Genomic DNA, 25,869 nt, shown 5'->3' with positions numbered 1-25,869 from the left:
CGCGTCCCGGATCAGTTAGGGGATGATGCGGGTGTATTTGGTGCCTTCCAAGGTCGCACCAACGCGCAGGCCTGCCTGGGCAAAGACCACTGCAAGCACCGGGGACGTCAGGGTATTGGTGTCGGCACTCAGCGCGTTGCCTTCGTCCTTGATCACATATTCCACATCTGCGCCTGCCGCCCAACCGGACGAGCGGCGGAAGCCGGCCAAGGCGCCTTCGGTCATGAAGAACAGCACGTGGGCATACTGCTGGGCGCCGATCTGCAGGCCCGCATTGCCCTTGTAAGTGGCGTAATAATCGACGGTCACGCCGTTGATCCGCAGGGCGCCGCGCCCATAGGCCCCGCCGAATACAAAACCCGCCTCTGTGACCAGCGGCATTACCAGCATGCCGGTTGCCTTATCGGCCAGGGTACGGGTGTTGGGGTACTGGCTGTACATTTGGTTCAGCGTGCTATCAACGCGGGCGTCGATGGTCGCGCCATTGCTGTTGCCTATGCCGTTGCCGCATGCGGCGGTGACGCCGGCGCCGGCCAGGGCCGTCAGGGCAAAGCCGCGGCGGGTCATGCGGGAAGAGGAAAAACTGCTCATTTCTCAGGTGCCTGTAATGATTTGCTCCAAGGCCGGTATGCTCCGGCTCTGGGCAAATGTATACGCGGAAAACCGCTGCCTGTCATCCGCTGCCATCTGGACAGCGGCGGCTTCCCGCTGAAGTGATCCGTATCCGCATTGAATGACTGGGTCAGCCGTTCAGCAACCGGGCCGCGGCGGGTGCGAAATAGGTCAGAATGCCGTTGCAGCCCGCCCGTTTGAAAGCCATCAGGCTTTCCATCATCACCGTTTCGCCGTCGATCCAGCCGTTTTGCGCCGCGGCCTGGATCATCGCGTATTCGCCTGAGACCTGATAGGCATAGGTCGGCACGCCAAAGGCGGATTTCACCCGGTGGCAGATGTCGAGATAGGCAATCCCCGGTTTGACCATCACCATGTCGGCGCCCTCCATCAGGTCGCGCTCGATCAGCCGCAGTGCCTCGTCGCTGTTGGCGGGATCCATCTGGTAGGTTTTCTTGTCGCCCTTCAGCGCGCCCGAGGCGCCGACCGCATCACGGAACGGCCCATAGTAGCCGGAGGCGTATTTGGCCGAATAGGAGAGGATCGCCACATTGTGGTGGCCGGCCTTTTCCAGCGCGCCGCGCATCGCCCCGATCCGCCCGTCCATCATGTCGGACGGCCCGATGATGTCGGCGCCGGCATCGGCCTGAGCGAGCGTCATTTTGACCAGCGCCTCGACGGTGGCGTCATTGACGATCTCGCCGTCGACCACATAACCGTCGTGGCCGTTGATATTGTAGGGGTCCAGCGCCACGTCAGTCATCACTGCGATATCCGGCGCCGCATCCTTGATCGCGCGGATTGCGCGGTTGGTGAGGTTGCCGGGGTTCCAGGCCTCGGCGCAATCTTCGGTCTTGAGCGAGGCATCGGTGTAGGGAAAGAGGCAGATCGCCGGGATCCCCAGCGCCTGCGCCTCAACCGCGGCTTCGGCAATCCTGTCCACCGAGCGGCGCACCACACCGGGCATCGAAGCGATCGGTTCTTCGATGCCTTCCCCTTCACGGACAAACACCGGCCAGATGAAATCAGACGGCGTCAGGGTGTTCTCCCGGACCAGGTCACGGATGGCCTGGCTGGCACGGGTACGGCGCAGGCGGGCGGCGGGAAAGGGCGCAACGGTGGGCTTCATGGCGGTCTCTCGATTTGGCTTGCCTATGGGTGGCATGGAAGCGGCCCCGGGAACAAGGGGCACAATCGCCGCGCCAAAAAACTTGTGCAGCAGGCGGGGCTTGCCTGTGCGCGTTTCCCGGTTGATATAGGGCCGGTTGACAAATTCCAGCCCGAGGATCTGCGGGCACAAGCGGGGGGCTGGCGTGGATCTGCTTCATATTATCTATGAGATGATTGAGCTGCGGTCATTCTCCAACCTGTGGTACTGGATTGCGCTGGCGGTGCTCTGGTCGACGGCCAGCAATAGGATCCTGGGGGTTCCCTATGACATGGTCCAGCGGGCGCAGCGCAATGGCGGCCAGGCGGAACGCGATCTGGAGGATATGGTCCGGGTCAATGTGAACCGCCTGCTGTTCATCTCCGAGGTTTCAGGCCCCTGGCTGGTGGCGCTGTCCTGTTTCGTGATGTCCGGGCTGGCTGTGCTTGGCTTTGTATTCCTGCTGGAGATTGCCCAGGCTGTATTCCTGCTGGTGTTTCCAATGGCTGTGGTCGGGCTGATCAGCTTTTCAACCGCGCGCCGGATCTCGCAGGACGGTGCCACAGGCGGGGAGCTGCGCAAAAGATTGGCGTTTTGCCGACTCTATGTGCAGGTCGTCGGGGTCATCTCCATTGTGGTCACTGCGTTCTGGGGCATGTATCAAAACCTGACCATCGGGGCATTTTAACAGGCGGGCTGAGACCGATTGAGGACACCCGGAAAGGAAAAGGCATGGCACAGCGTGCAATCACCATGGGCGGCGCGCCCGAAGGGTTTGATGCCCGGCTGATCCTGAAGGAAGTGCAAAAATCCGGCGCGCCGGTTCTGCATGTTGCGCGTGACGACAAGCGGATGGAGGCAATGCGGTCGGCACTTGCCTTTTTTGCGCCGCAGATGCCGGTGTTTGTCTTTCCGGGCTGGGATTGCCTGCCTTATGACCGGGTGTCGCCGAACGCCGATATCTCGGCTGCGCGGATGGCCACGCTGGCGGCCCTGGTGCATCAGATGCCCAAGCAGTTTGTGCTGCTGACCACATTGAATGCCGCCAGCCAGCGGTTGCCTGCGCGCGATGTGCTGCGCGAGGCGGCCTTTACCGCCCGTGTCGATCACCGGATTGACGAAGGCGCGCTGCGCAATTTCCTGGTGCGGATGGGGTTCACCCAAAGCCCGACGGTGATGGAGCCGGGCGACTATGCGGTGCGCGGCGGGATCATCGATATCTTCCCGCCGGGCGAAAGCGGCCCGGTGCGGCTGGATCTGTTCGGCGATGTGCTGGATGGCGCACGGCGGTTCGATCCGGCCTCGCAGCGCACTACCGAGAAACTGGAGGTGGTGGAGCTGGCGCCGGTGTCCGAAGTGATCCTGGACGAGGCAGCAATCACCCGGTTCCGTCAGAACTACCGGATCGAATTCGGCGCCGCCGGTACGGATGATCCGCTGTACGAGGCGGTGAGTGCAGGGCGCAAGCATCAGGGGATTGAGCATTGGCTGCCGTTCTTCCATGAAAAGCTGGAAACCCTGTTCGACTATCTGCCGCAGGCAACGGTGACACTGGATGATCAGGTGACACCAGCACGGCTGGCGCGCTGGGACACCATCGAGGACCAGTTTGAAACCCGCAAGCATGCGATGGCGCAGAAGGGTCGGATTGATACAGTCTATAAACCCACGCCGCCGGGTTTGCTGTATCTGGATGATGCCGCTTGGGAGGCCGCATCGGCAGAACATCGTGTGGTGCAACTGCACCCGCTGCCGCAGGCCTCGGGACCCGGCACCGTGGACGCCGGCGGGCGGATCGGGCGCAACTTCGCACCCGAGCGCCAGCAGGAAAGCATCAGTCTTTTTGGTGCCTTGGCATCCCATATTAAGGCGCGGATGCAAGAGGGGCCGGTTCTTATTGCCTCTTACTCCGAAGGCGCACGTGAACGTCTGACCGGGCTGATTGAGGATGAAGGCCTTGCGGAAGCCATCCCGGTGACGGATGGCACGCGGATCGGCAAAAGCGGCCTGCACCTGGCGGTCTGGGCGCTGGAACACGGGTTCCAGGCGCCGGACATGACCGTAATTTCGGAGCAGGATGTGCTGGGTGACCGGCTGATCCGGGCACCGAAGAAACGCCGCAAGGCCGAGAACTTCCTGACCGAAACCCAGTCGCTCAGCCCTGGTGATCTGGTGGTGCATGTGGACCACGGCATCGGCCGCTACAAGGGGTTGGAAGTGGTGACTGCCGCGGGTGCCGCGCATGAATGCATTCTGCTGGAATATGCCGAAGCGTCCAAACTGTACCTGCCGGTTGAAAACATCGAATTGCTGTCCAAATACGGCCATGACGAAGGGCTGCTGGACCGGCTGGGCGGCGGTGCCTGGCAGGCCAAGAAGGCCAAGCTCAAGGAACGCATCCGCGAGATGGCGGACAAGCTGATCCGCATTGCAGCCGAACGCGCCCTGCGCAAGGCACCGGTGATGGACCCGCCGCCGCATGCCTGGGAGGAGTTTTCCGCCCGCTTCCCGTATCAGGAGACCGACGACCAGCTGCGCGCCATCGAGGACGTGATGGAGGATCTGCACTCAGGCCAGCCGATGGACCGGCTGATCTGCGGTGACGTGGGTTTTGGTAAGACCGAGGTGGCAATGCGCGCGGCTTTTGTCGCGGCGATGACCGGCCTGCAGGTGGCGGTGGTGGCACCGACCACACTGCTGGCGCGCCAGCACGCGGCGTCCTTTGCCGAGCGTTTTCGCGGGTTTCCTTTGCAGGTCAGGCAGCTGTCGCGTTTTGTTAGCACCAAAGAGGCCAGCCAGACCCGTGAAGGGCTGGCCAAGGGGACCGTCGATATCGTTGTCGGCACCCACGCCGTGCTGGCCAAGAACATCAGGTTCCAGAACCTTGGGTTGCTGATAATCGACGAGGAACAGCACTTTGGCGTGGGCCACAAGGAACGGCTGAAACAGCTGCGCAGTGACATCCATGTGCTTACGCTGACGGCCACACCGATCCCGCGCACACTGCAGCTGTCGCTGACCGGTGTGCGGGACCTGTCGATCATCGGCACCCCGCCGGTGGATCGTCTGGCGATCCGCACCTACGTCAGCGAGTTCGACACCGTCACTATCCGCGAGGCGCTGCTGCGCGAGCATTACCGCGGCGGGCAAAGCTTCTATGTGGTGCCACGGATCACCGACCTGCCGGATGTCGAGGCGTTCCTGCAGGCGCAGCTGCCCGAACTCACCTATGTGGTGGCGCATGGGCAGATGGCAGCGGGCGAACTTGATGACCGGATGAACGCGTTTTATGACGGTAAATATGACGTCCTGCTGGCGACCACGATTGTGGAATCGGGCCTCGACATTCCGACCGCCAACACGATGGTGGTGCACCGCGCCGACATGTTCGGCCTGTCGCAGCTCTATCAGATCCGGGGCCGGGTGGGGCGTTCGAAAACCCGTGCCTATGCTTACCTGACTACCAAGCCACGCCAGCGGCTGACACCGGCGGCAGAGAAACGGCTGCGGGTATTGGGCTCGCTCGACACATTGGGCGCGGGCTTTACCTTGGCCTCGCAAGACCTTGATCTCCGCGGAGCCGGCAACCTGCTGGGCGATGAGCAATCCGGCCAGATGCGCGATGTGGGGTATGAACTGTACCAGTCGATGCTGGAGGAGGCGATTGCCAAGATCAAGGCCGGTGAGATGGAGGGCCTCTCGGACGCCGATGCGCAATGGGCGCCGCAGATCAACCTGGGCGTTCCGGTGCTGATCCCGGAAGATTACGTGCCGGATCTGGATGTGCGCCTCGGGCTGTACCGCCGACTGTCGTCGCTGTCGACCAAGGTGGAGCTGGAAGGTTTTGCGGCTGAGCTGATCGACCGTTTCGGCAAGCTGCCGAAAGAGGTCAACACACTGATGCTGGTGGTGCGGATCAAGGGAATGTGCAAACGCGCAGGCATTGCCAAGATGGACGGCGGGCCGAAAGGCGCAACGATCCAATTCCACAATGACAAATTCGCCTCGCCCCAGGGGCTGGTGGAGTTCATCCAGGGACAGAATGGGCTGGCCAAGGTCAAGGACAACAAAATCGTCGTGCGCCGGGACTGGAAGAAAGACAGCGACAAGATCAAGGGCGCTTTTGCCATTGCCCGCGACCTGGCAGAGAAAGTCGTGGCAGAAAAGAAAAAGGCCAAGGCAAAAGCGAAAGCTTGACACGCAGAGCCAAGGAAATTCGAATTTCCTTGGCAAATGTCTTCGAAGACATTTTGCTCAGCTGCAGCAGCTGTCCGGCGTCATTGCTGCCTGTGCGCAGAAACAGGACGCAGCCACCGCCTGGTCGGCGCGGGCAAGCGCCATATCGAGTTTCTGCTTTATGTGCCGGATTTCAACGGTTTCGCCGCGGGCCTTCAGGCAATCATGCAGGCCTTTCAGGCTCCAGATATTGTCCGGATGGACCGACGCGCGCGGCAGAGTACCATCCAACCCCAGGTCCGCACGGTAGACCGCCTCGGCTTCTCCCGAGCGGCCCTGCTCAAACAGCAGCGCCCCAAGCGCATGGCGGCTGGGCTGCATCCAGCCCCAGGGCTCATCATAAGGCAGGTTATCGTCCAGCTCAGCTGAGCGGCGCAAATGGGCAAAAGCCGCGTCGTAGTTCCCTTTGCGGTACTCAATCTCACCGCGCAGCATTTCGGTTGCGATTTCAAGCAGATCCACCACACGGTTGTTGTGCAGCAGGCGGCTCTCCGGCAGGTTCGCCTTGGCAGTCAGAAACAGCTGCTCCTCCGCTTCGGCCTCAGCCACGCGGCCAGTTGCGGCAAATGCGATGGCGCGGGCGTAATGGGTGTTGGCGGTCAAGGTGCAATAGAGCGCTGTGTCTTCAGGCAGCTGCAGTGCCATGGCCTCATCCCAGCGGCCAAAGCGGACCAGGATGTGCGGGTGCATTGCCATGTAGCTTTCAAAGAAATCCGCGATAGGCGGGCTTTCTACCAGCAGCATTTCCGGCGGGGTCGTGTCCAGAATACCCTGATTGGCCTGCAACGCAGGTTCGATCTGGCCCAGGAACATCGCGCCGAAGATGACGAAGTGGTAGTTATGCTGGCGGTAGCCGGTGTAGATGTTGAAGGCGCCCTCGCGCTGGTAGAACTTCAGATCCGCCTCAATCGCTTTCCGGTTCCAATGCACCACGCTGTGATAGTCACCGCACAGCACGTCGATATGGGTCGGCATATGCACCAGATGGCCTGCGTCCGGCACCAGTGTGCGCAAAACATCGGCGGCCTTCAGGGCTTTTTCCGGCGTTGGCGACATCTCCATCAGATGCACATATAGATGCAGCAGGCCGGGGTGCCTCATCGCGCCGGGGGCGTTCTCCATTGCCCATTCCAGTACCTCCTGCGCCTCCAATGTCGCGGCCCCTTCGGCAGGCAGGCCGGTTTTCAAGTCCCACATTTTCCAAGGGGTCAGGTTCAGCAGGCTTTCGGCATAGACCGTGCGCAGGTCCAGATGATCCGGGCAGGCGGCAAAGGCCGCGCGCATGGCGTCTGCGAATGCGTAGTCCCAAGCGTGCATGTCCCCGGCGGCCTCGCGCTGGGGGTAGCGAGCCTGAAGGGCAAGGATCAGCTGCCGCTCGGCCTCGGTGCAGCCCTCTAAACAAGCCAGCGCGGATTGGGCGGCGTCATAAGCCTGTGCCAGATCTTCGGCACGGCCTTTGCCGTCCCGCAAGTTCCAGGGCAGATTGTAATTCGGGCCGGTTGCATAGGCCACGCCCCAATGGGCCATGGCGCAGACGGGGTCATGCGCCAACGCCTGCTGGAAGCATTTGACGGCTTCTTCGTGGTTGTAGCCGTAGGTCCAGACCAAGCCGCGGTCGAACCACTTTTGCGTCTCGGGCAAAGCTGCCGTTACCTGACAGGAATGGCTGCCGAGATCATAATCGTAACCCATGAAAAAACCTCCCCAAGTATTTGGAGAGGTTAGGCAGAGGTGTTGACCCGGACAAGATAGTTATTCTGCGGGCAATTGCGCCTCAGCCCGTGCCATTTGCAGCATCAGCAGGAACGCAAGGCCGGCCATTGTCAGCAGCCCGGAGGCCAGCGGCAGCAGCGAGCCGTCAAACAGCAGGCCCACAGGCGCGGCAATGGCAGCGGCCAGAACGGTGGAGATCGCACCAATGACCGAGGCCGCCATGCCGGCAATATGGCCCATCGGCTCCATTGCGATGGCGTTGAGATTGCCAAGCGTGGTGCCGGCCAGAAAGAACACGCTGGTCTGCCAGGCAACAAACAGGCCGAACAGCAGCGTTTCCGGCAGCGCCTGACCGCTGAGCACCAGCATAATCGCGGAAATGCAGACCTGGGCGGCCAAGGACCATGTCACGATCCGGCGCATACCAACGCGGACAACGATGGCTGCATTCAGCAGGCTGGCAGTACCCGCCATCAAGGCCACAAATCCAAACCAGAAGGGGAAGCTGCCAGCGCGGTCAAAGATCACGTCATAGACTTGCTGCACCATGGTCAGCATAGTGAACAGCATGCCCAGGCAAAGGGTCTGCACCAGAATAGACAGGCGCACAGCCGGGTGGGCGAACATTTCCTTCACCGCGCCCAAAAGCAGCGGCAGACGGAAGGGGCGGCGGTTCTCCACCACCAGGGTTTCCGGCAAGCGCAGGCCCATCCACATCACGATGAGGATGGCGAAAATGGCAAAGGCCAAGAAGATGCTGCGCCAGCTGGAAAAGGCAATGATGCCCGCACCCAGCATCGGTGCAAAGGCGGGAACCAGGGTGAAGATCATCATTGCAATCGACATCATCCGGGCCATTTCCCGGCCCGAGTACAAATCCCGCACGATGGCAATGCCGACAACCCGCGGCCCGGCGGCACCCAGCCCCATGACAATGCGGGAAGCCAGCAGCAGCTCCAGCGATTGCGCCTTCCAGGCGACGGCAGATGCTGCGATGTACAGCGCAACACCGCCGGCAATGACAGTCTTGCGGCCAAAGGCATCAGACAGCGGGCCGGTAAAAAACGTGCCGATGCCCATGCCCAGCACAAAAGAAGTCAGCACCAGCTGGGCGCGGTTAATGTCATCCGGGCTAAGTGCCTGGCCGATTTCGGGCAGGGCGGGCAGCATCGCGTCGATGGAAAAGGCAATGGTGGCAAACATCATCGCGATCAGCGCAATGAATTCGGCCTTGGCCATGCCGTGGGCCGGAGTGTGAACCTGGGGTTGTGACATTTGAAACCTCTAACAGCTCTTCAGATGTTTCCGGGGAACAAGGCCGGTCCGGGAGCTGTCCGGTTCCGCTATCACGAATCCGCATACCGGGCCAGCGCCCGGCTGCACAGCAAACTGTGCATTGTTGCGATGCTAAGCAGTTTACCGCGAGGTTATTCGGCCTCTGCGTCTTTCAGCTGCTGCTGAATGTCTTCGATCACCTGCTTCCACAGTTCCGGCGGCTGGGCACCGGGTACAGCGTGCTGGCTGGCGACAATGAAGGTCGGCACCGAACGTACCCCCATCTTGCGGGAATGGGCGTCGCGGTCCTGGATGGCCTGAATGTCGCTGTCGCCTTGCAGCAGGCGTGCGGCGACATCTGCATCCATTCCGGCCTCGCGTGCGACGCCGGCCAGAACTGTGTGGTCGCCGATGTCCTTGGCGTCCACAAAGTAGGCTTGGAACAAAGCATCCACCACCTCGGTCTGCTTGCCTTCAATTCCGGCCCAATGGATCAGCCGGTGCGCATCCAGCGTGTTTGGCGTGCGCGTCATCGCCTCAAAATTGATGGTCAGCCCGGCCTTTTCCGCGTGCTCCACCACTGGCGCATAGGCTTTCACCGCGCCCTCCTTGCCGCCGAACTTGCGTTCCAGGTAGTCGCGCCGGTCCATGCCTTCGCGCGGCATGTCGGGGTTCAGCTGGAACGGATGCCATTCAATGACAAAGGGATGATCCGGAACCTCGGCCAGCGCCTTGTCCAGATGGGTCTTGCCGATATAGCACCAGGGGCAGATCGGGTCCGACAGGATGTCGAGTTTGACAGTGGTCATTTGGGTCATCCTTTGAACAGGGCGGGCAGGGCGCGGCGCAGCAGCTTCCCATTGGCGCCTGCAGGCAGGGCGTCGAGATACACATAAGCGCGCGGCTGCTTGTAACGGGCCAGGCGCTGGGATGCAAAGGACTGCAAATCCTGTGGGTTCAATTCTTCGGGACCGGTATAGAAGGCGGCGATGATGAAGGTGTCCGGCTTCACCTCCACCGCTGCGGCGCCGGCCTGAGTGATGCCCGGATGCGCGGCGAGGGCGGTTTCAACCTCGATCGGGGACACGCGGTAGCCGCCCGCATTCATCATGTCGTCAGCGCGTCCCAGATAGCGGATCTGCCCGCCGCCGGTCATTGCGCCCTGATCACCGGTCAGGAACCAATCCCCCTGATAGCGGGCGGCGGTTTCTTCAGGCTCATTCAGATAGCCAAGCATCAGCCCCGGGTCCGAGCAGTGGATGGCGATGGTGCCTTCTTCCCCCAAGGGAACTGGTCCGCCGCTGCCCAGAATGGCGGTTCTGCGGCCGGGTTGCGGCTGCCCGAGTGACCCGTCCTGTGCGGGGCAGGACGGCGAAGACGAAATGAAGGTTGAGCATTCCGACATGCCGAAAGCCTCAAACAATCTGCGGCCTGTTGCCGCCTCCCAGGCCGCGCGCAGATGCTGGGAGAGCTTTTCACCAGCGCAAAGCCCATGCCGCAAATCCGGCAAGTCAAGCGGTCCGGACTGCAGGAGTTTCCGGTAGACGCCAGGGGCTGCAGCAAAGAGGGTCGCGCGGTGGCGGCGCAGCAGCGCGGGCAGGTCCTGAGGCGGGGTTCCGGGCTGGGGGATCAGCGCCGTCGCACCCGCCGCCCAGGGATCCAGCAGGCCGGTGCCCAGCGTGAAGGTCCAGTTGAAAGCACCGGCATGCATCAGCCGGTCGTCCTGCGTCAGACCGTACCAGCCATCCACCATCATCTGCCGCGCCCAAACAGCCCGGTGGGCGTGGGCCACAGCGCGCGGATTTCCGCTGGTACCGGAGGTGTAGACTACATAGGCGAGGCGGTCCGGGTCTCCAAGGGCGTAGCTGCAGGGAGGCAGACGGTGCATTTCCAGCAAGTCGGCGGTGCTGATCTGAAGCGGGTGACTCGCGCACGGGACCTCGGGATCGCGCAGAACTGCTGCCGGTTGCAAATCCGCGATCATCCGGGCGGTTTCCGGCGCTGTAAGCTGGGCTGAGGTCGGCACCGGCACCAATCCGGCAGCAATGGCGCCGAGATAGGCAATGGGAAACTCAACCGTGTTCCCCAGCCGCATCAGCACAATATCTCCAGGTTTCAATCCCGCTTTAAGCAGCCCTGTTCCGGTTCCGCGCACCACTGCTTCAAGCCGGGCATAGCTCCAGTCTTCGCTGGCATCGCCCACGAGAACCGACAATGCGGTCTTGGCCGCCAGCCGATGGGCATGGCGCAGCACATGGGCCGCGAGGTTGAAAGGCGAAGGGCAGGGCGCAAAAGGCCCCTGATCAAAAACGGACAGCATGGCAATTGGCTAGCCCGCGCCGTCCTGCGTTGCAAGCTGCGCAGGTGCGGCTTATAGAGTGGCTATGACAAGCCGTGACCCGAAGTCCCTGATTACCATCGCCCGTGCAAACGGCGGAGATGACGCAGCAGAGCCATTGGACCTGGGTGCGCGAGTGCGCGAACTACGCAAGGCGCGGGACTGGACATTGGAACATGCTGCCAATCAGGCGGGTTTGGCGCGTTCGACCTTGTCAAAGATCGAAAACGGTCAGATGTCACCGACTTACGAGGCGCTTAAGAAGCTGGCCGTGGGCCTGCAGATCTCGGTGCCGCAGCTGTTTACCCAGCCGCAACGCGGCCAGGTGAACGGGCGGATGACGGTGACCAAATCCGGTGACGGTTCGGCCCATGCCACCGCAACATATGAGCACGAGCTGCTGGCGGACGGTATGTCGCGCAAGCAAATGCTGCCCTACCGGGCGCGGGTACGGGCGCGGTCGCTGGATGAGTTTGACGGCTGGGTGCGCCATGACGGCGAGGAGTTTCTGTATGTGCTGACCGGGGTGGTCAAGCTTTACACGGAATTCTACGAGCCGATTGAAATGCGCCGCGGTGACAGCGCCTATTACGACGCAGCCATGGGGCATAATGTCATATCTGTCAGCCCCGAAGACGCAATGATCCTTTGGGTGACGTCGCTGGCTTGAGGCCTGGGCTTCAAAAGGCGGCTGCGAGGCTAGTGCGTCCGCCCGTCCAGCTCTCTCAGCAGGCTTTCGATATACAGGAAGTCGTCCACTTCTTCCCTGGCTTCGTTCAGCGTGAGATGATGGGTGCGGGCCAAATAGGCAACAAATCTGTCCCGGTCATCGACAAGTGACGGCGCGTTGCTGGCTTTCAGATGCGGAAAGCGCTGTTTGATGCGGGGCATCCTGTCAATCCAGCTGGCAGCTGCTGTCTGTACAGGCATTGGGGGGCCTCCCTGACAAACTGATTATGGTTGTTGGACCCTCATGCTAGCATTTTTTCTGCCGTCGCGTAACGTCGGCCCCGGGGCATCAGCCCAAGGCCGCTGTGTTAAGCGGTTTTTTGCCAGCGCCTAGGCCGGTGCGAACAGCCGGGGCAGCACCAGATGGCCGATTCCAACCGCAATCAGCTGCATCACAATGAACATCGGGATATGCCCCGGATAGATGCCTGCAAAAGTGTCGCTGAAGCCGCGGGCAATAGTCACCGCCGGGTTGGCAAAGCTGGTTGAAGAGGTGAACCAATAGGCTCCGGTGATGTAGATTCCAACCAGAGCAGGCACTGTATCAGGACGCGACCGCAGCCCGCCGAAGATCACGAACAACAGGCCGAACGTGGCCAGGATTTCGGAAAACCACTGCGCTGTTCCTGTTCGGTGCATAGTCTCAGAGCTTTGCAAAACTGCAAGATCAAACATTGCGTGGCAAGCCCAGACCCCCAGGATCCCGCCTCCGATCTGCACCAGAACGTAAGGTGTCACAGCACGCCATTCATGTTCGCCGCGCAGGGCGAAGGCAAGGGTTACGGCCGGGTTGAAGTGGGCGCCTGAAATCGGACCCAGGGTGTTGATGATCGCATAAAGCATGCAGCCGGTGGCAACAGCATTGGCCAGCAGGGCCAGGGCCACGTTTCCTCCGGCCAGGTTTTCAGCCATGATCCCGGAGCCAACAACGCCGACCAGCAGCATGGCTGTGCCCAGCCCCTCGGCCAGAAGTTTCTGCCCGGTCATTGGATTTCTCCGATCCGCTTAAGCTGCTGTGTCAGCTCGGTGGCGTTCATGGTTTCAAACGGCAGATCCAGCAGCGCCTTGGCGCGCTTGTCCAGCGTGGCATAAGCCGCGCGAAAGGCGGTGTCCCATTCGGGCTGGTCCGCGGCAGCCGGATCTGCGACGCCCCAATGGGCGCGGACCGGCGCGCCGGGCCAGATCGGGCATGTTTCGCCCGCGGCTGAGGCGCAGACGGTGATCACCATGTCCATTTCCGGTGCGCCCTGAACGGCAAACTCGTCCCAGCTTTTGGAGCGGGCGCCGGCGGTATCGTGGCCGAGTTCCTCCAGCAGTACCAGCGATTGCGGATGCACCTCACCGGTGGGGTTGGAGCCTGCAGAAAACGCACGGATGCGGCCCGCGCCAAGGGTGTTGAAGATTGACTCCAGCAGGATGGAGCGGGCGGAGTTGCCCGTGCAGAGGACAAGAATGTTCATGGGTTTTGACCGTTCTATAGGGTTAGTCGGAAGAATTCACGCGGCCGATGCCGTCAACCTGATGCTGAAGCGACAGGCGGTCGAGCGTTTCAAAGGGCAGCGCCGCAAAGGCTTTGATCCGATTGCGCAGCAACCCATAGGCCTGCTGGAAGGCCAGGTGCCGTTCGGCGTCGGTGCCGGTCGCCCTGACCGGATCTGCCATCCCCCAGTGGGCGCTCATCGGCTGGCCGGGCCAGGCCGGGCATTCCTCATTGGCGGCGTGGTCGCAGACGGTGAAGATGAAATCCATGCTTGGTGCATCCGGGGCTGAAAACTCGACCAGATCCTTGGAATGCAGCGCGCTGGTGTCATAGCCCTTGGCCAACAGCAGGGATGCCACCTCGGGGCGCGGTCCCGGCGAAGGGTTGGTACCAGCCGAATAGGCGCGGAATTTGCCTTCGCCGGATTGGTTTAAAATGGCCTCGGCAAGCAGCGATCGGGCCGAGTTCCCGGTGCAGATGAACAGAACGTTAAACGGGTGCTCAACCGTCGGCATGGCCCTTTCTTCATTCGTGAAAGGGCTGCAGATATCGGGCCGGTTCTGGCAGCAGCCTGTCAGCAGGTCATCAAACAGACCGCGCAAGCCAGGCAGATCGGCGGTGTACATCAGCGAAGTTCCGGTCCGGTGCTGGCTGATCAGCCCGGCCTGTTTCAGGACTGACAGGTAAGCAGAAGCCGTGTTGGGCTTGAAGTCCAGCGCCGAGGCAATCTCGCCTGCCGGAACAGCGTCCGGATAGCGCCGCATCAACAGGCGGAATAGGGCCAGACGGTTCGGATGTGCAAGGGCGCTGAGCTTATCGGTGATCGTTGATTCCATATTTCGGGAAATATGGAATTATTAGCCGTGAGTCAACTGCCCCGCCTGTGGGCAGCCGCTGGTCAGCGCCTCAGTCTGATTGATACCACCAGACATCCGGCATGAATCCGGTCCGGTCGCCGTAGATCGGCAGGTATTCCGGAAACCGCATTTCCTTGACATGGGCGATCCGCCCCGCATCGAACCGCCAGAATGGAATGACATAGCGTCCCGCGGTCAGAACCCGGTCCAGCGCCCGCACGGCGGCGGTGAAATCCTCAGGGTCCTTTGCTGTCAGCATGGCATCGATCATCGCTTCGGCAGCCGGGCTGTCCATGCCCATCAGGTTGCGGCTGCCGGGCTGGCTGACGCCCTCGCTGCCCCAGTAATAGCGCTGTTCGTTGCCGGGGCTGAGCGACAACTCCCGGCGGTAACGGGTGAGATCGAAATCATAGGCGCTCTGGCGTTCGACATACTGGGCATTATCGACGGTTTCCGCCGTTAGGGATATGCCCAACCGCTCCAGTGCGCGCGCATAGATTTCAGTGATGGTCTTCATCTCGCCGTCGCCTTGGCGGATCAGAACGGTGAATTCCAATGGCGTACCATCGTTCTTGCGCAGCACGCCGTCTGTGACGCTCCATCCTGCATCGGCCAGCAGTTTCATCGCTTTGCGCAGATTTCTGCGGTTGCGCTTGCTGCCATCGCCTTGCGGCAGCGCGTAGCCTTCCAGCGTCCCGGGCAACAGCGTGTCTGCAAACGGGGCAAGCCGTGTGCGGACCTGGCCGGCAGCTGCGCCGGGCAGCATGCCAAGCCCGGATCCCGAGAAGTAAGAGGTGATCCGCGGTTGCACGCCGCCAGTCACGGTGCCGTTGATGTATTCGAAATTGAACGCCAAAAGCAGCGCCTCGCGCACCCGCCAGTCATCCAGCGGGGCGCGGCGGCTGTTCATCACCAGCCCGGTCATGCCGGAGGGGCGCTGATGCGGGATTTCGCTTTTGACCACATCGCCGCGGGTCACGGCCGGGAAGTTATAGACGCTGTCCCATTTGTCCGCATTGAATTCGCGCACCGCGCTCAGCTCGCCTGCCTTGAAGGCCTCAAACAGCACGGTTGCATCGCCAAAGAAATCCAGCCGCAGTTCGTCAAAGTTCCCGGTACCGCGCCGAAAGGGCAAGTCTTTGCCCCAATAGTCCGGGTTTCTGGACAGGGTAACGAAACGGCCGGGTTCAAAATTCTTGACCACATAAGCGCCGGTGCCAATCGGGGCGCCGGGCAGGTCATCGGCACCGAACTCCCTGTCCTGCCATTGCGCCTTCTTTAAGATAGGGCGCATTCCGGCGATCAGCGCCAGCTCGCGGTCTTTGGCATTGAAGGTCAGGCGCAGGCTGCGCGGTCCGGTCTGTTCAATCCGCTCCACCTTGGTCCAGAAACCGCGATAGCGCGGGTGGCCCTTGGTGCCCAGGGTTTCATAAGACCACAGCACGTCTTCGACCGTCACCGGGCTGCCATCGGAGAATCGCGCTTCCTCCCGGAGGGTGAATTCGACCCAGGAGCGGTCCTCGGGGACCTCAATCGATTCGGCCAAAAGACCATAAAGCGTGAACGGCTCATCCCAGGAGCGGCCCATCAGGCTCTCGTATCCCCAGAACCTCAGCTGCCACGGCGCGGTCCCCTTAAGGGTGAACGGGTTCAGCGAGTCAAAGCCGCCGGTATTGCCGAAAACCACCTTGCCGCCTTTGGGCGCATCGGGGTTGGCATAGGGTAAAGACACAAAATCGGGTGGCAGCGCAGGCGCCCCATACATAGCTATGCCATGACCTGATTCTGCCTGCGCAAAATTCGCAGCAAAAGCCAAGGTGATTCCGGCCAGTGCTGCACCGGGATTCAGGAAATTTTCTTTTCGCAGTTTCACAACAATCCCGCTCTGCCCTTATTTTCTTGCTTCTGCACGCTAAGTGCGCTTTTTCGTCTTTTCAAACTTTTAGCTTGGACGAAAGCCGGAAATTGCTTATAAAGAGGTCACTGCTCGATAGGTTTCTTGCCTGTATGAAACCTGCCTCAATAACTAACGCCCGCCTTGTGCGGGCGTTTTTTTTCGGTCGTTTCCACACTGCCTCTGACGGGAAATGCCCCTGCGTTGCAAGGGGCGATCCGCTGTCTTACGCGTTTCTTTTGCATCTGCAGCATGGCACAGTGGCGTCAGTTTCATTCAGCCGAGGGAAAGTTGCCGATGTCCTTGCAAGGGAAGACCGCCGTTATCACTGGATCAAATTCAGGTATTGGCCTGGGGGTTGCACGCGAACTGGCGCGGGCCGGGGCTAATGTGGTGCTGAATTCGTTCACCGACCGGGAAGAGGATCACGCGCTGGCAGCTGAGCTCGCCCGTGAATTCAGCGTCAAGGCCCAGTACATTCAGGCTGATATGTCCAAGGGGGCTGATTGCCGGGCGCTGATTGCGAAGGCCGGTGCCTGCGATATTCTGGTGAACAATGCAGGCATCCAGCATGTGGCCCCGATCGATACCTTCCCGCAGGACAAGTGGGACGCGATCATTGCGATCAACATGAATTCGAACTTTCATACCATGGCCGCCGCCTTGCCCGGAATGCGCGCGGCGGGCTGGGGGCGGATCGTCAATATCGCCTCGGCGCACGGGCTGACGGCCTCGCCGTTTAAGGCGGCCTATGTGGCGGCCAAGCACGGGGTTGTCGGAATGACCAAGACGGTGGCGCTGGAAACCGCGGAGGAGCCAATCACCTGTAATGCAATCTGCCCTGGCTATGTGCTGACGCCGCTGGTGGAGGCGCAGATCCCCGACACTATGGAAAAATACGGCATGGGCCGGGAAGAGGTGATCAAGAAGGTGATGCTGGAGCGCCAGCCGAGCCGCGAATTTGCCACTGTGGAACAGCTGGGCGGCACCACGGTGTTCCTGTGTTCGAACGCAGCGGCGCAGATCACCGGCACGACACTGAGTGTCGATGGCGGCTGGACGGCACTGTAGGCGTTACGTGGAAGCGGCGGTAGGGGGCCGGCCCCCTCTTGCCCCAAGGGGGCAATTCACCCCCGGAGTATTTTCACAAAGGTGAAATAGGCAGGTGTATTTTGGTGAAATGCATTAATCTGGCCCTGCAGGGCGGCGGTGCGCATGGGGCGTTTACCTGGGGTGTGATGGACCGGCTGCTGGAGGATGAAGGGGTTGAGGTGGCCGGGATCACCGGCACCTCGGCTGGGGCGTTGAATGGCGCGGCCTTCAAGTCCGGCATGGTTCAGGGCGGGCGGACCGGCGCCAAGGCGGCGCTGGACAACTTGTGGGCGCAGATGGGAGCGGTGGGCGATATGCGCTTTGCCCATTGGCTGACCCGGTTTGATGCGGTGGCCTGGACCGGTGCATTGGAGGCTGCCATGCCATTCTCGCCGCTGGAAACCATGAGCCAGATGATCTCTCCCTATCATTACGGCCCCTTTTACAAGAACCCGCTGCAGGAAGTTGTCGATCAGTTCTGTTTCGATGATGTCTGCGCCGGGGCCGGGCCGGACCTGTTTGTCTGCGCGACCTGTGTGCGCACGGGCAAGATCCGGGTCTTTGAGGGCGCCGGGATCAGCACTGACGCCATTCTTGCCTCGGCCTGCCTGCCGGATATGTTCCAGGCGGTGGAAATCGAGGATCCGGAGACCGGCCGGATGGAGGCCTATTGGGATGGCGGTTTCACCGGCAATCCGGCGCTGTTTCCGTTATTCCGTCCAGAGTTGCCGGGGGATGTGGTGATTGTTAACATCAATCCGCTGGAGCGCGAGGAGGTTCCGAAAACGCCGCAGCAGATCCGCAACCGGGTGAATGAGATCAGCTTTAACTCGTCCTTGCTGCGGGAGCTGCGCGCCATCAATTTTGTGCAGCGGCTGCTGGAGGATGGCACGCTTGAGGCTGGGCGGATGAAGCAGGTTCGGGTGCACATGATTGCCGATGATGATCTGATGACGCAGCTATCAGTCACCACCAAGCTGTTTCCGGTGCCGCAGATCCTGGCGCGGCTGAAACAGGCAGGGCGGGATGCGGCGGAGAACTTCCTGGCACAGGACGGTGAGAATGTTGGCGTGCGATCTTCAACGGATCTACCGGCGATGTTCAGCTAGGTCAGGCGCTTTCTTTCAGCGCGGGTTTCTTGCCGTTTTCCAGCGGTTTTGAAGGATCCTTGGGGTTCGGGTAGACAAGGCCTGCCGAGATTACCAGCTTGGCAGAATCCTCCACCGACATGTCCAGCGCGATCACATCTTCTTCGGGGACGAACAGCAGAAAACCGGATGTCGGATTTGGTGTGGTCGGCAAAAAGACACTGACCAGGCCGCCGCTGGTTTCTACCTTCTTGGCGATCTCACCCTTGGCGTTGGTTGAAATGAAGCCGATCGCCCAGATGCCCTTGCGCGGGTATTGGACAAGGCAGGCCTTTTCAAAACTGCGTTCCGATTGGGCAAAGACGGTTTCGGAAATCTGCTTGATGCCCGAATAAACGGTGCGGACCACCGGCATGCGTTCCACCAGGCTTTCGGCAAAACTGATCAGCGACCGGCCCAGGATGCCCTTGGCGACCCAGCCGACGACGATTGTGAACAGCAGAAAGATGATCAGCCCGACACCGCGCAGGTTGATGCCGATGTACTGTTCGGGCCGGACTGTGTGCGGTACCAGCGGCAGCACCACGCTGTCGATCCAGCCCATCACCGACCACAAGAGCCAGATGGTCAGACCCACCGGCGCAATGACGACGATCCCGGTAAAGAAGGAAGCACGCAGGCTGGCAAACAATCCGCGGCGTCGGTGAGGTTCTTCGTCGAAGGGCGTGGTCATGTGGCTTCTTTGCGGAAATTTCGAGTGGAACCTAGGCACTGATTGCGGGCGGAGCAATGGCATCCGCCCGGAAAATCAAGTCATTGTGCCAGTTTGTTCAGTTCCTGTGCGATCTTTGCCGCCAGCCGGGCGTTGTTGCGCACCAATGCGATATTGGCGGTAAGCGAACGGCCTTTGGTCAGCTCGAAGATGCGGCGCAGCAGGAAGGGGGTTACATCCTTGCCCGAGATGCCCTGTTCATCCGCCTCCGATTGGGCCTGAGCGATGACCGGGGCCAGTTCCTCTGCCGCGATTTCGGCGTCTGCCGGGATCGGATTGGCGATCAGCTGGCCGCCGGGCAGCCCCATTGCCTGCCGTGTGGCATGGGCGCGGGCAATCTGCGCCGGATCATCCATGCGCAGCGGTGCCTTCAGATCTGACTGAGCCGACCAAAAGGCCGGAAAGCTGTCCTGGCCATAGGCGATGACCGGCACGCCCTGGGTTTCCAGTACTTCCAGCGTTTTCGGCACGTCAAGAATGGCTTTGGCGCCTGCAGCCACGACCGTCACCGGGGTTTGCGCCAGTTCCATCAGGTCGGCGGAGATATCGAATGTGGATTCTGCGCCTTTGTGGACGCCGCCGATGCCGCCGGTGGCAAAGACTTCAATCCCGGCCAGACGCGCGGCGATCATGGTGGCCGCAACCGTGGTGGCGCCGGTGCCGCCTGTGGCGATGCAAGCAGGCATGTCGGCGCGCGAGATCTTGGCGACACCCTGCGCCTGGCCTAGCGCCTGCAATTGATCGGGTTCAAGCCCCACATGCAGCACGCCCTTTATAACGGCCATGGTGGCGGGCACGGCGCCGGCATCACGGATGTCCTGCTCCACCTGGGTGGCCACTTCGACGTTTTGCGGGTAGGGCATGCCGTGGGTGATGATAGTGCTTTCCAGCGCAACAATGGCCTGTCCTGCGGCCTTGGCGGCCTGAACTTCGGAGGAAGTGCGGATCTCGATCACAGCGGGGGTTCTCCTGAAACATAGGTGGCCGCAGCCTTGAGGGCGGAGGCCAAAGCGGTCTTGCGGTCTTCGCCCCGTGCCTCGGCAACGATATGGGCGGCCATGAAGGTGTCGCCTGCGCCGGTTACGCGGGCAACCGTGACACGGGGCGGGACAAGGGTGATGGTGCCCTGGGCATCGGCCACTGTGGCAGAGGAACCGCCATCGGTGACCAGCACCCGCGCCGCGCCGCGGTCCAGCATCGCCTGTGCCGCGGTTTCGCTGTCGGTGAATTCGGCCTGGCACAGAATGCCGGCTTCTTCGAGGTTCACATAAAGCGTGCCGCGGGTGCGGGTCAGGAAGGGGCGCAGCCGTTCCGCCTTGCCAGGAGAGGCAGGCGCCACCCGCAGGTCTGCCTTGGCAAAGGCCGGGCTGGCGACGATGTCATCCAGCAGCGACAATGTAAGGTTTCCATCCAGCGCAACCTGACCCGTGTAGGGGGTCTCCGGGGTACCCAGTGCGCCGTCGGACAGCGGGCGCAGGATCTTGTCGCCTGCGGCCTCCAATGAGTGGGCGTCGGCAATGGCGGCGATCAGCCCGTTGGCGCCCTCGACAGCCATGTAGCGGTCGGTGGGCAGATCCTCGGAGCGGTAGATGTGGTCGGTGATCAGGCCGAAGTGACTGCAGGCGTGGATCAGCTCGTCGCCTTCGGGGTCACGGCCCACGGCCGTCAGCAGGGCAGGCTGCATACCGAACCGCGACAGAGTCATGGCGATGTTCATGGCCACACCGCCGGGCAGCCGGGTGATGCGCCCGGGCATGTCCGAGCCGCGCTGCATTTCCGTTCTGCAACGGCCGATGATGTCCCACAGAACCGATCCGATGCACAGGATGGCAGGTATCCGGGAATGAGAGGCTTGTGTCATAATGACCTATTGCCGCCTTTACCCGCCCTCTGCAAGCGGCTTCAGCGTAGCGGCACGGCAAAGGTCAGCGCGGCCCAAAGGCTTTCCCACACGTGATCTTTGTCCTCCGGCGCAGGGCGCAGGACCACGGCGTCCAGCAGATAGGTATGCCCCGGTAACACCGGGATGACGGATTTTCCCTGTGAATCTGTCAGCCGGGTGCTGATGGCGACACTGCCGTCCGGGGCTTTAGCAAAGACCTCGACCTGCACCTGCGGGCGCGGGTTGCCCTGGTACAGAACCTGAACCGGAAACCCCGCTGCCAGATCATCGGTATAGGGATTGGCGAGGGCCACGATCTCGGTCTCCATACCGGTGTCCAGATCGGACCCTTCACCGCTGCCGATGGACACCAAAGCCTTGGCATAGCGGGTGTATTGCTCGGCAAAGCCCGCGTCTGGCAGGCCGCGTGCGTTATGCTGGCTGGGGATGCCGGTATACCCCTTGTGGTCAATGAAGGCCTGAAAACCTTCCCATGTGTCATAGGTCAGCGTCTGCGGCTGTGTCTGGTGGATGATCACGGTTAATCCATCGTCGGTCTTATCCGCTGAGAATGCAGGCATATCGCCCATCCGGCCCTCATAGGGAGCCGCTGATCCGTCCTTTATGACCTCGAACCGGGCGATCCGGTGATCCAGATAGGGTTGCTCGGCACCGTTGAATTCCTGCCCGTTGCGCAGCCTGGCCACCACTGTTGCACCGGAATTCACTTGATATTTTTCCGGCTCGATCCAAAACTCGTGGGATAACAGCGGGGCGGCCCCCAAAGTCAGCCCGGCGCAGAGAATTGAGCAGAACAGGCGGTATTGCATGAAATTGTCCTTGGCTGTCGGGCGCAGTGTGACTTGGCTGCGGATCCTATTTGCGCTGCTGTTCAGTATGGTTGCAATAGGCGCTGGAAGTGCCCGCGCCCATGAAGTCACGCCGGTAATTGCCGATTTTACGGTGAAAGACGGGCAGGTTGCGCTGGAACTGCGTCTGAACGTTGAAGCCTTTGTTGCCGGGATCAATCTGGACGGGCTGTCCGACACAAATGAGACCGCACAGGCTGCCGATTATGACGAGCTGCGCGCGCTGGAGGCTCAGGAATTGGAACCGATGGTTCAGCTTTTTGCCGAGGAGTGGCTAGAGACCTTTTCCCTGCAGGCTGGCGGCCCGGTAGAGCTGCGCGTTTCTGGCATTTCCATTCCAGAGGCCGGTGACGCAAGCCTGCCGCGGGCGTCCTTTCTTGAACTGACCGGTGCGATCCCTTCGGGCGCAGACAGCCTGCGCATTGCCTGGCCTGCCGGGTCCGGTGGAGTGGTACTGCGTCAGAACGGGGTGGAGGAGCCTTATACTGGCTACCTGCAGGGCGGAGAGACCTCTCCGTCCATCCCGCTCCAGGGCGGTGCCGCCAAGACGCCGGTCGAGGCCTTTGTGGAATACATCCCCGTTGGCTTTACCCATATCCTGCCCAAAGGGCTGGACCATATCCTGTTTGTTCTGGGGCTGTTCTTTCTCAGCCCGCGGGTGAAGCCGCTGCTGCTGCAAGTAAGTATCTTTACCGTGGCCCATACAATCACCCTGGCGCTGGGCGCGCTGGGGGTGGTCAGCGTCAATGCTGCCATTGTCGAGCCGCTGATTGCGCTGTCGATTGTCTTTGTCGCAGTCGAGAACATCTTTGCCCGCAAGCTTCACAGCTGGCGCACTTTTGTGATATTTGGCTTCGGGCTGCTGCACGGGCTGGGCTTTGCCAGCGTTTTGGGCGCGTTCGGCCTGCCGTCCAGCCAGTTCCTGCCCGCCCTGATCGGTTTTAACGTCGGTGTGGAGCTGGGTCAGCTTGCGGTGATTGCCGCGGCGTACCTTGGCGTGCGTCTGTGGTTCGGGCGGCATCCGAAATACCGCGGCCGGGTGGCAATTCCGGCATCGGTCACAATCGCGCTGATAGGGGGATACTGGTTTGCCGAGCGGGTGTTTCTGTAAACGCCCGCTGATGGATCAGCCCATTGCCCGCATCAGGGTCTTTATCTGGGCAAGCGGATCCTCTGCGTGCCAGATTTCATCACCAATGCCAAAGAAATCCGTACAAGGGGCAATGCTGCGTATCAGGTCTTCGGTCAAGCCGCCCTCGGCCACAACCGGAACTTCGATCATCTGGGACCACCACTGGAACAGATCGGCCTCGGCCTTGGCGCCGTCGCCGAGACCGGAAGTGCCGACGGGGCCAAAGCTTACATAGTCGACACCTGCTTCGCCCGCCACCATACCGTCATGCTGGGACGCTCCGCAGAAACAGCCGACAATGGCATCCGCCCCCAGCGCCTTGCGCGCGGTGCGAACCGATTTGGACGCATCCGTCAGATGCACACCGTCCAGCCCCAGCCGTTCGGCTAGGATCTGGTGATCCGATATCACCAAAGCCACGTCGCGTTCCATCGTGACCTCACGCAGCGCGTCACCGGCACGGCTCAGCGTGTCCTCATCGCGGCTGGCCAGATCCAAGCGCACGCAGGCCACGTCAACCTCGTCCAGCACCCGTGCCAATTGCCCGGGAAACTTGCCCAGCTCGAAACTCGGCGGGGAGATCAGGTAGATCTGCGGCTGCTCAGGTGCTTCTGCAGGGCTTCCCATAGCGGTGCTCCATTGTGTCAGGCGATTGGAGGTATTTAGCCGATTTCCGGCAGGACGCAAGGATTTGCGGCGGTGAAACCCGGGTAAATGCCGTCCAAAACCGCGCCGGACCTTGCCCCGCCGCCGTGCGGGCAGTACAGCAGTGCCGATTTTGCCGGAGAACACGATGCCCACCGATACGCCCCAGCCCGCCTTTGTCCTTGTCCGCCCGCAGATGGGCGAGAATATCGGCGCCGCGGCGCGGGCAATGTGGAACTTCGGCCTTGACCGGATGCGCATCGTCGCACCGCGCGACGGCTGGCCGAACCCCAAGGCGGTGGCAATGTCGTCGGGCGCGGGCCGCCTGCTGGACGAGGCGCAGCTTTGTGCCGACGTGCCCGAGGCGCTGGGCGATTGCACTTATGTGTTCGCCACCACTGCCCGCCAGCGCGGATTGACCAAACCGGTCTACAGTCCCGAACGCGCGATGCAGATCGCGGCTGAGAAGATCGCAGCGGGCGAAAAAGTGGCGGTGATGTTCGGGCCTGAGCGTGCGGGTCTCGAAAACGAGGATATTGCCAAGGCCAACGCCATCATCTCGGTGCCGGTGAACCCGCTTTATGCCTCGCTGAACCTGGGCCAATGCGTGCTGCTGACTGGTTATGAATGGATGCGCCAGTCCGCCGATGTGGAGCATGAAACCACCGACCTGGGCCGTAAGGGCGAATGGGCAAGCGGTGTTGAGGTCGAGAAACTGGTGGAGCATTATGAGGACCGGCTGGACCAGGCGGGCTTCTTCTTCCCGCCGGAAAAAGCCGACAGCATGAAGACCAACCTGCGCAACCTGTGGAGCCGGATGCGGATGACCCGTTCCGACGTGCAGATGCTGCACGGGATCATGCGCCAGATGGTCCGCTGGAAAGAGCGCGGCGGCGAATAGGCCGCTCTGGACCTTTAGATAACCCGCCCCTAGCTTGGCACCACAGACAAAGAGGCAAGCATGAGCAAGCGCAGCATTTTCGAAGAGGTCGAGGGCGAGAAGACGGACGCCCCCGCAGCGCAGCCGGGACTGATCGACCGCGGCCGCGGCGGCGCCCGCAAAGGCATCCGCGCCTGGCTGATGGTGCTGTTCGCCCTGGTGGTGGCAATGATCGTGGTGGGCGGGCTGACGCGTCTGACGGACTCGGGCCTGTCGATCACTGAATGGCGCCCGGTGACCGGTGCCATCCCGCCGATGTCCGAAGCCGAATGGCAGGCGGAATTCGACAAATACCAGCAGATCGACCAGTGGCGCATTCAGAACCAGTGGATGGAACTGACTGATTTTAAATCGATCTACTGGTGGGAATGGGGCCACCGCCAGCTGGGCCGTTTCATCGGCCTGATCTGGGCGCTTGGCTTCCTCGGGTTTCTGGTCGCGCGCAAGATCCCGGCAGGCTGGGCAGGACGGCTGGCGCTGCCCGGTGTTCTCGGCGGTGTTCAAGGCGCCATCGGCTGGTGGATGGTGGCATCCGGCGTGACCCAGGGCGAGGGGATGACGGCGGTCGCCTCCTACCGCCTTGCGGTGCATCTGGGGCTCGCTTTTGTGATCCTCGGCTTCATCGTCTGGTACGTGCTGATGCTGGGCCGCGAGGAGCGTGAACTGATGCAGGCGCGCCGCGCAAAGGAGGCCAAGCTGTTCAGCCTGTCCACCGGTCTGATGCACTTCGCCTTCCTGCAGATCCTGCTGGGCGCACTGGTGGCGGGCATCGACGCAGGCCGCTCCTATACCGATTGGCCGCTGATGGGCGGGCAGGTGATCCCGCCGCAGCCTTTCATGATTGAACCGGTGTGGAAGAACTTCTTTGAAAACCCGGGCCTGGTGCAGTTCATTCACCGGGTGGCGGGCTATCTGCTGTTTGCCTTTGGCGTGGTGGCCTGGCTGCGCGGGCGCGGCTCTGCCCATGCGCGCACCCGCTTTGCCTTCAACGCTGTCTTTGCGGCGCTGTCCGTGCAGGTGCTGCTGGGGATCATTACTGTGATCTATGCCGCACCGCTGCACGCCGCGATCACCCACCAGCTGGTGGCAATCGGCCTCTGGGTGCTGATCCTGCGCGCCCGCTTCCTGTCTGCCTATCCCATTGCAACCTCGATCAAGGATCATTGAA

24 protein-coding genes are annotated in these 25,869 nt (G+C 61.5%); 8 read left to right on the top strand and 16 right to left on the bottom strand.

The annotated features are described in order from the left end of the window. Window positions 1-15 precede the first annotated feature (15 nt). A complete protein-coding gene (locus K3557_RS09115) occupies window positions 16-591 on the bottom strand; it encodes a YSC84-related protein (protein ID WP_259999240.1) in 576 nt (191 codons plus the stop codon). Between the two features lie 151 nt (window positions 592-742). After that, on the bottom strand, window positions 743-1,741 hold the full coding sequence (hemB, locus tag K3557_RS09110; protein ID WP_259999238.1) for a porphobilinogen synthase: 999 nt from the start codon (window positions 1,739-1,741) through the stop codon (window positions 743-745). Between the two features lie 184 nt (window positions 1,742-1,925). Between hemB and K3557_RS09105 the strand changes: the two genes are divergently transcribed. Further along, window positions 1,926-2,447 carry a component of SufBCD complex gene (locus tag K3557_RS09105; RefSeq protein WP_259999236.1) on the top strand — a complete coding sequence of 174 codons (522 nt, stop codon included), beginning with the start codon at window positions 1,926-1,928 and terminating at the stop codon, window positions 2,445-2,447. Window positions 2,448-2,491: 44 nt separating this feature from the next. Further along, complete coding sequence (gene mfd / locus K3557_RS09100) at window positions 2,492-5,956, top strand: transcription-repair coupling factor (RefSeq protein ID WP_259999234.1); 3,465 nt, start codon at window positions 2,492-2,494, stop codon at window positions 5,954-5,956. Window positions 5,957-6,013: 57 nt separating this feature from the next. On the opposite strand, the gene K3557_RS09095 is transcribed toward mfd, so the two are convergent. The 4 genes from K3557_RS09095 to K3557_RS09080 all read right to left on the bottom strand — a co-directional run bounded on the left by K3557_RS09095 (window position 6,014) and on the right by K3557_RS09080 (window position 11,303). After that, window positions 6,014-7,687: a tetratricopeptide repeat protein gene (locus K3557_RS09095; protein ID WP_259999232.1), complete on the bottom strand. Its 1,674-nt coding sequence runs from the start codon at window positions 7,685-7,687 to the stop codon at window positions 6,014-6,016. A 60-nt stretch (window positions 7,688-7,747) separates the two neighbouring features. Then, window positions 7,748-8,983 (bottom strand): multidrug effflux MFS transporter, encoded by a 1,236-nt coding sequence (locus K3557_RS09090; RefSeq protein WP_259999230.1) that lies wholly within the window; start codon window positions 8,981-8,983, stop codon window positions 7,748-7,750. 152 nt (window positions 8,984-9,135) lie between these two features. Further along, window positions 9,136-9,801 (bottom strand): DsbA family oxidoreductase, encoded by a 666-nt coding sequence (locus K3557_RS09085; protein ID WP_259992360.1) that lies wholly within the window; start codon window positions 9,799-9,801, stop codon window positions 9,136-9,138. After that, window positions 9,798-11,303, bottom strand: coding sequence for a class I adenylate-forming enzyme family protein (locus K3557_RS09080; RefSeq protein ID WP_259999228.1), 1,506 nt, complete (start codon window positions 11,301-11,303; stop codon window positions 9,798-9,800). Before K3557_RS09080 ends, K3557_RS09085 begins: the two co-directional genes overlap by 4 nt. A 64-nt stretch (window positions 11,304-11,367) precedes the next feature. Here K3557_RS09080 and K3557_RS09075 point away from each other — a divergent pair, with 64 nt between their 5' ends. After that, window positions 11,368-11,991 carry a helix-turn-helix domain-containing protein gene (locus tag K3557_RS09075; RefSeq protein ID WP_259992357.1) on the top strand — a complete coding sequence of 208 codons (624 nt, stop codon included), beginning with the start codon at window positions 11,368-11,370 and terminating at the stop codon, window positions 11,989-11,991. A gap of 29 nt (window positions 11,992-12,020) precedes the next feature. On the opposite strand, the gene K3557_RS09070 is transcribed toward K3557_RS09075, so the two are convergent. The 5 genes from K3557_RS09070 to K3557_RS09050 form a co-directional block, all read right to left on the bottom strand. After that, complete coding sequence (locus K3557_RS09070; protein WP_259992355.1) at window positions 12,021-12,251, bottom strand: hypothetical protein; 231 nt, start codon at window positions 12,249-12,251, stop codon at window positions 12,021-12,023. A gap of 129 nt (window positions 12,252-12,380) precedes the next feature. Next, the gene (locus K3557_RS09065; RefSeq protein ID WP_259999226.1) at window positions 12,381-13,037 is read right to left on the bottom strand and encodes an MIP/aquaporin family protein; all 657 of its coding nucleotides are present in this window, start codon (window positions 13,035-13,037) and stop codon (window positions 12,381-12,383) included. Next, window positions 13,034-13,510: an arsenate reductase ArsC gene (locus K3557_RS09060; protein ID WP_259999224.1), complete on the bottom strand. Its 477-nt coding sequence runs from the start codon at window positions 13,508-13,510 to the stop codon at window positions 13,034-13,036. Before K3557_RS09060 ends, K3557_RS09065 begins: the two co-directional genes overlap by 4 nt. A gap of 22 nt (window positions 13,511-13,532) precedes the next feature. Next, window positions 13,533-14,366 carry a helix-turn-helix domain-containing protein gene (locus K3557_RS09055; protein WP_259999222.1) on the bottom strand — a complete coding sequence of 278 codons (834 nt, stop codon included), beginning with the start codon at window positions 14,364-14,366 and terminating at the stop codon, window positions 13,533-13,535. Window positions 14,367-14,436: 70 nt separating this feature from the next. Then, window positions 14,437-16,254, bottom strand: a complete 1,818-nt coding sequence (locus K3557_RS09050) for an extracellular solute-binding protein (protein ID WP_409201216.1) — start codon at window positions 16,252-16,254, stop codon at window positions 14,437-14,439. A gap of 324 nt (window positions 16,255-16,578) precedes the next feature. Here K3557_RS09050 and K3557_RS09045 point away from each other — a divergent pair, with 324 nt between their 5' ends. After that, a complete protein-coding gene (locus K3557_RS09045; protein ID WP_259999218.1) occupies window positions 16,579-17,352 on the top strand; it encodes a 3-hydroxybutyrate dehydrogenase in 774 nt (257 codons plus the stop codon). Between the two features lie 101 nt (window positions 17,353-17,453). Then, complete coding sequence (locus K3557_RS09040) at window positions 17,454-18,482, top strand: patatin-like phospholipase family protein (RefSeq protein ID WP_259999216.1); 1,029 nt, start codon at window positions 17,454-17,456, stop codon at window positions 18,480-18,482. Window position 18,483: 1 nt separating this feature from the next. Here K3557_RS09040 and K3557_RS09035 read toward each other — a convergent pair whose 3' ends face one another. The 4 genes from K3557_RS09035 to K3557_RS09020 form a co-directional block, all read right to left on the bottom strand. Next, window positions 18,484-19,194, bottom strand: coding sequence for a DUF502 domain-containing protein (locus K3557_RS09035; protein ID WP_259992340.1), 711 nt, complete (start codon window positions 19,192-19,194; stop codon window positions 18,484-18,486). Between the two features lie 80 nt (window positions 19,195-19,274). Further along, window positions 19,275-20,189, bottom strand: a complete 915-nt coding sequence (locus K3557_RS09030; RefSeq protein WP_259999214.1) for a pseudouridine-5'-phosphate glycosidase — start codon at window positions 20,187-20,189, stop codon at window positions 19,275-19,277. Next, window positions 20,186-21,094: a PfkB family carbohydrate kinase gene (locus tag K3557_RS09025; protein ID WP_259999212.1), complete on the bottom strand. Its 909-nt coding sequence runs from the start codon at window positions 21,092-21,094 to the stop codon at window positions 20,186-20,188. The genes K3557_RS09030 and K3557_RS09025 overlap by 4 nt, the downstream gene beginning before the upstream one ends. A gap of 41 nt (window positions 21,095-21,135) precedes the next feature. Then, complete coding sequence (locus K3557_RS09020) at window positions 21,136-21,945, bottom strand: DUF4198 domain-containing protein (protein ID WP_259999210.1); 810 nt, start codon at window positions 21,943-21,945, stop codon at window positions 21,136-21,138. On the opposite strand from K3557_RS09020, the gene K3557_RS09015 reads away from it, so the two are divergent. After that, a complete protein-coding gene (locus K3557_RS09015) occupies window positions 21,944-23,095 on the top strand; it encodes a HupE/UreJ family protein (protein WP_259999208.1) in 1,152 nt (383 codons plus the stop codon). The genes K3557_RS09020 and K3557_RS09015 overlap by 2 nt on opposite strands. A gap of 15 nt (window positions 23,096-23,110) precedes the next feature. On the opposite strand, the gene K3557_RS09010 is transcribed toward K3557_RS09015, so the two are convergent. Next, entirely contained in the window at window positions 23,111-23,743 is a 633-nt protein-coding gene (locus K3557_RS09010) for a thiamine phosphate synthase (RefSeq protein WP_259992330.1), read from the bottom strand. Between the two features lie 166 nt (window positions 23,744-23,909). Between K3557_RS09010 and K3557_RS09005 the strand changes: the two genes are divergently transcribed. Continuing rightward, window positions 23,910-24,662 carry an RNA methyltransferase gene (locus K3557_RS09005; protein ID WP_259999206.1) on the top strand — a complete coding sequence of 251 codons (753 nt, stop codon included), beginning with the start codon at window positions 23,910-23,912 and terminating at the stop codon, window positions 24,660-24,662. Between the two features lie 60 nt (window positions 24,663-24,722). After that, on the top strand, window positions 24,723-25,868 hold the full coding sequence (gene ctaA / locus K3557_RS09000) for a heme A synthase (RefSeq protein ID WP_259999204.1): 1,146 nt from the start codon (window positions 24,723-24,725) through the stop codon (window positions 25,866-25,868). Window position 25,869 lies beyond the last annotated feature (1 nt).

Source organism: Leisingera sp. M523 (assembly GCF_025141335.1).
GTDB lineage: Bacteria > Pseudomonadota > Alphaproteobacteria > Rhodobacterales > Rhodobacteraceae > Leisingera.
The sequence above is the reverse complement of the archived record's forward strand: the minus strand, read 5'-3'. Positions and strand labels throughout refer to the sequence as shown.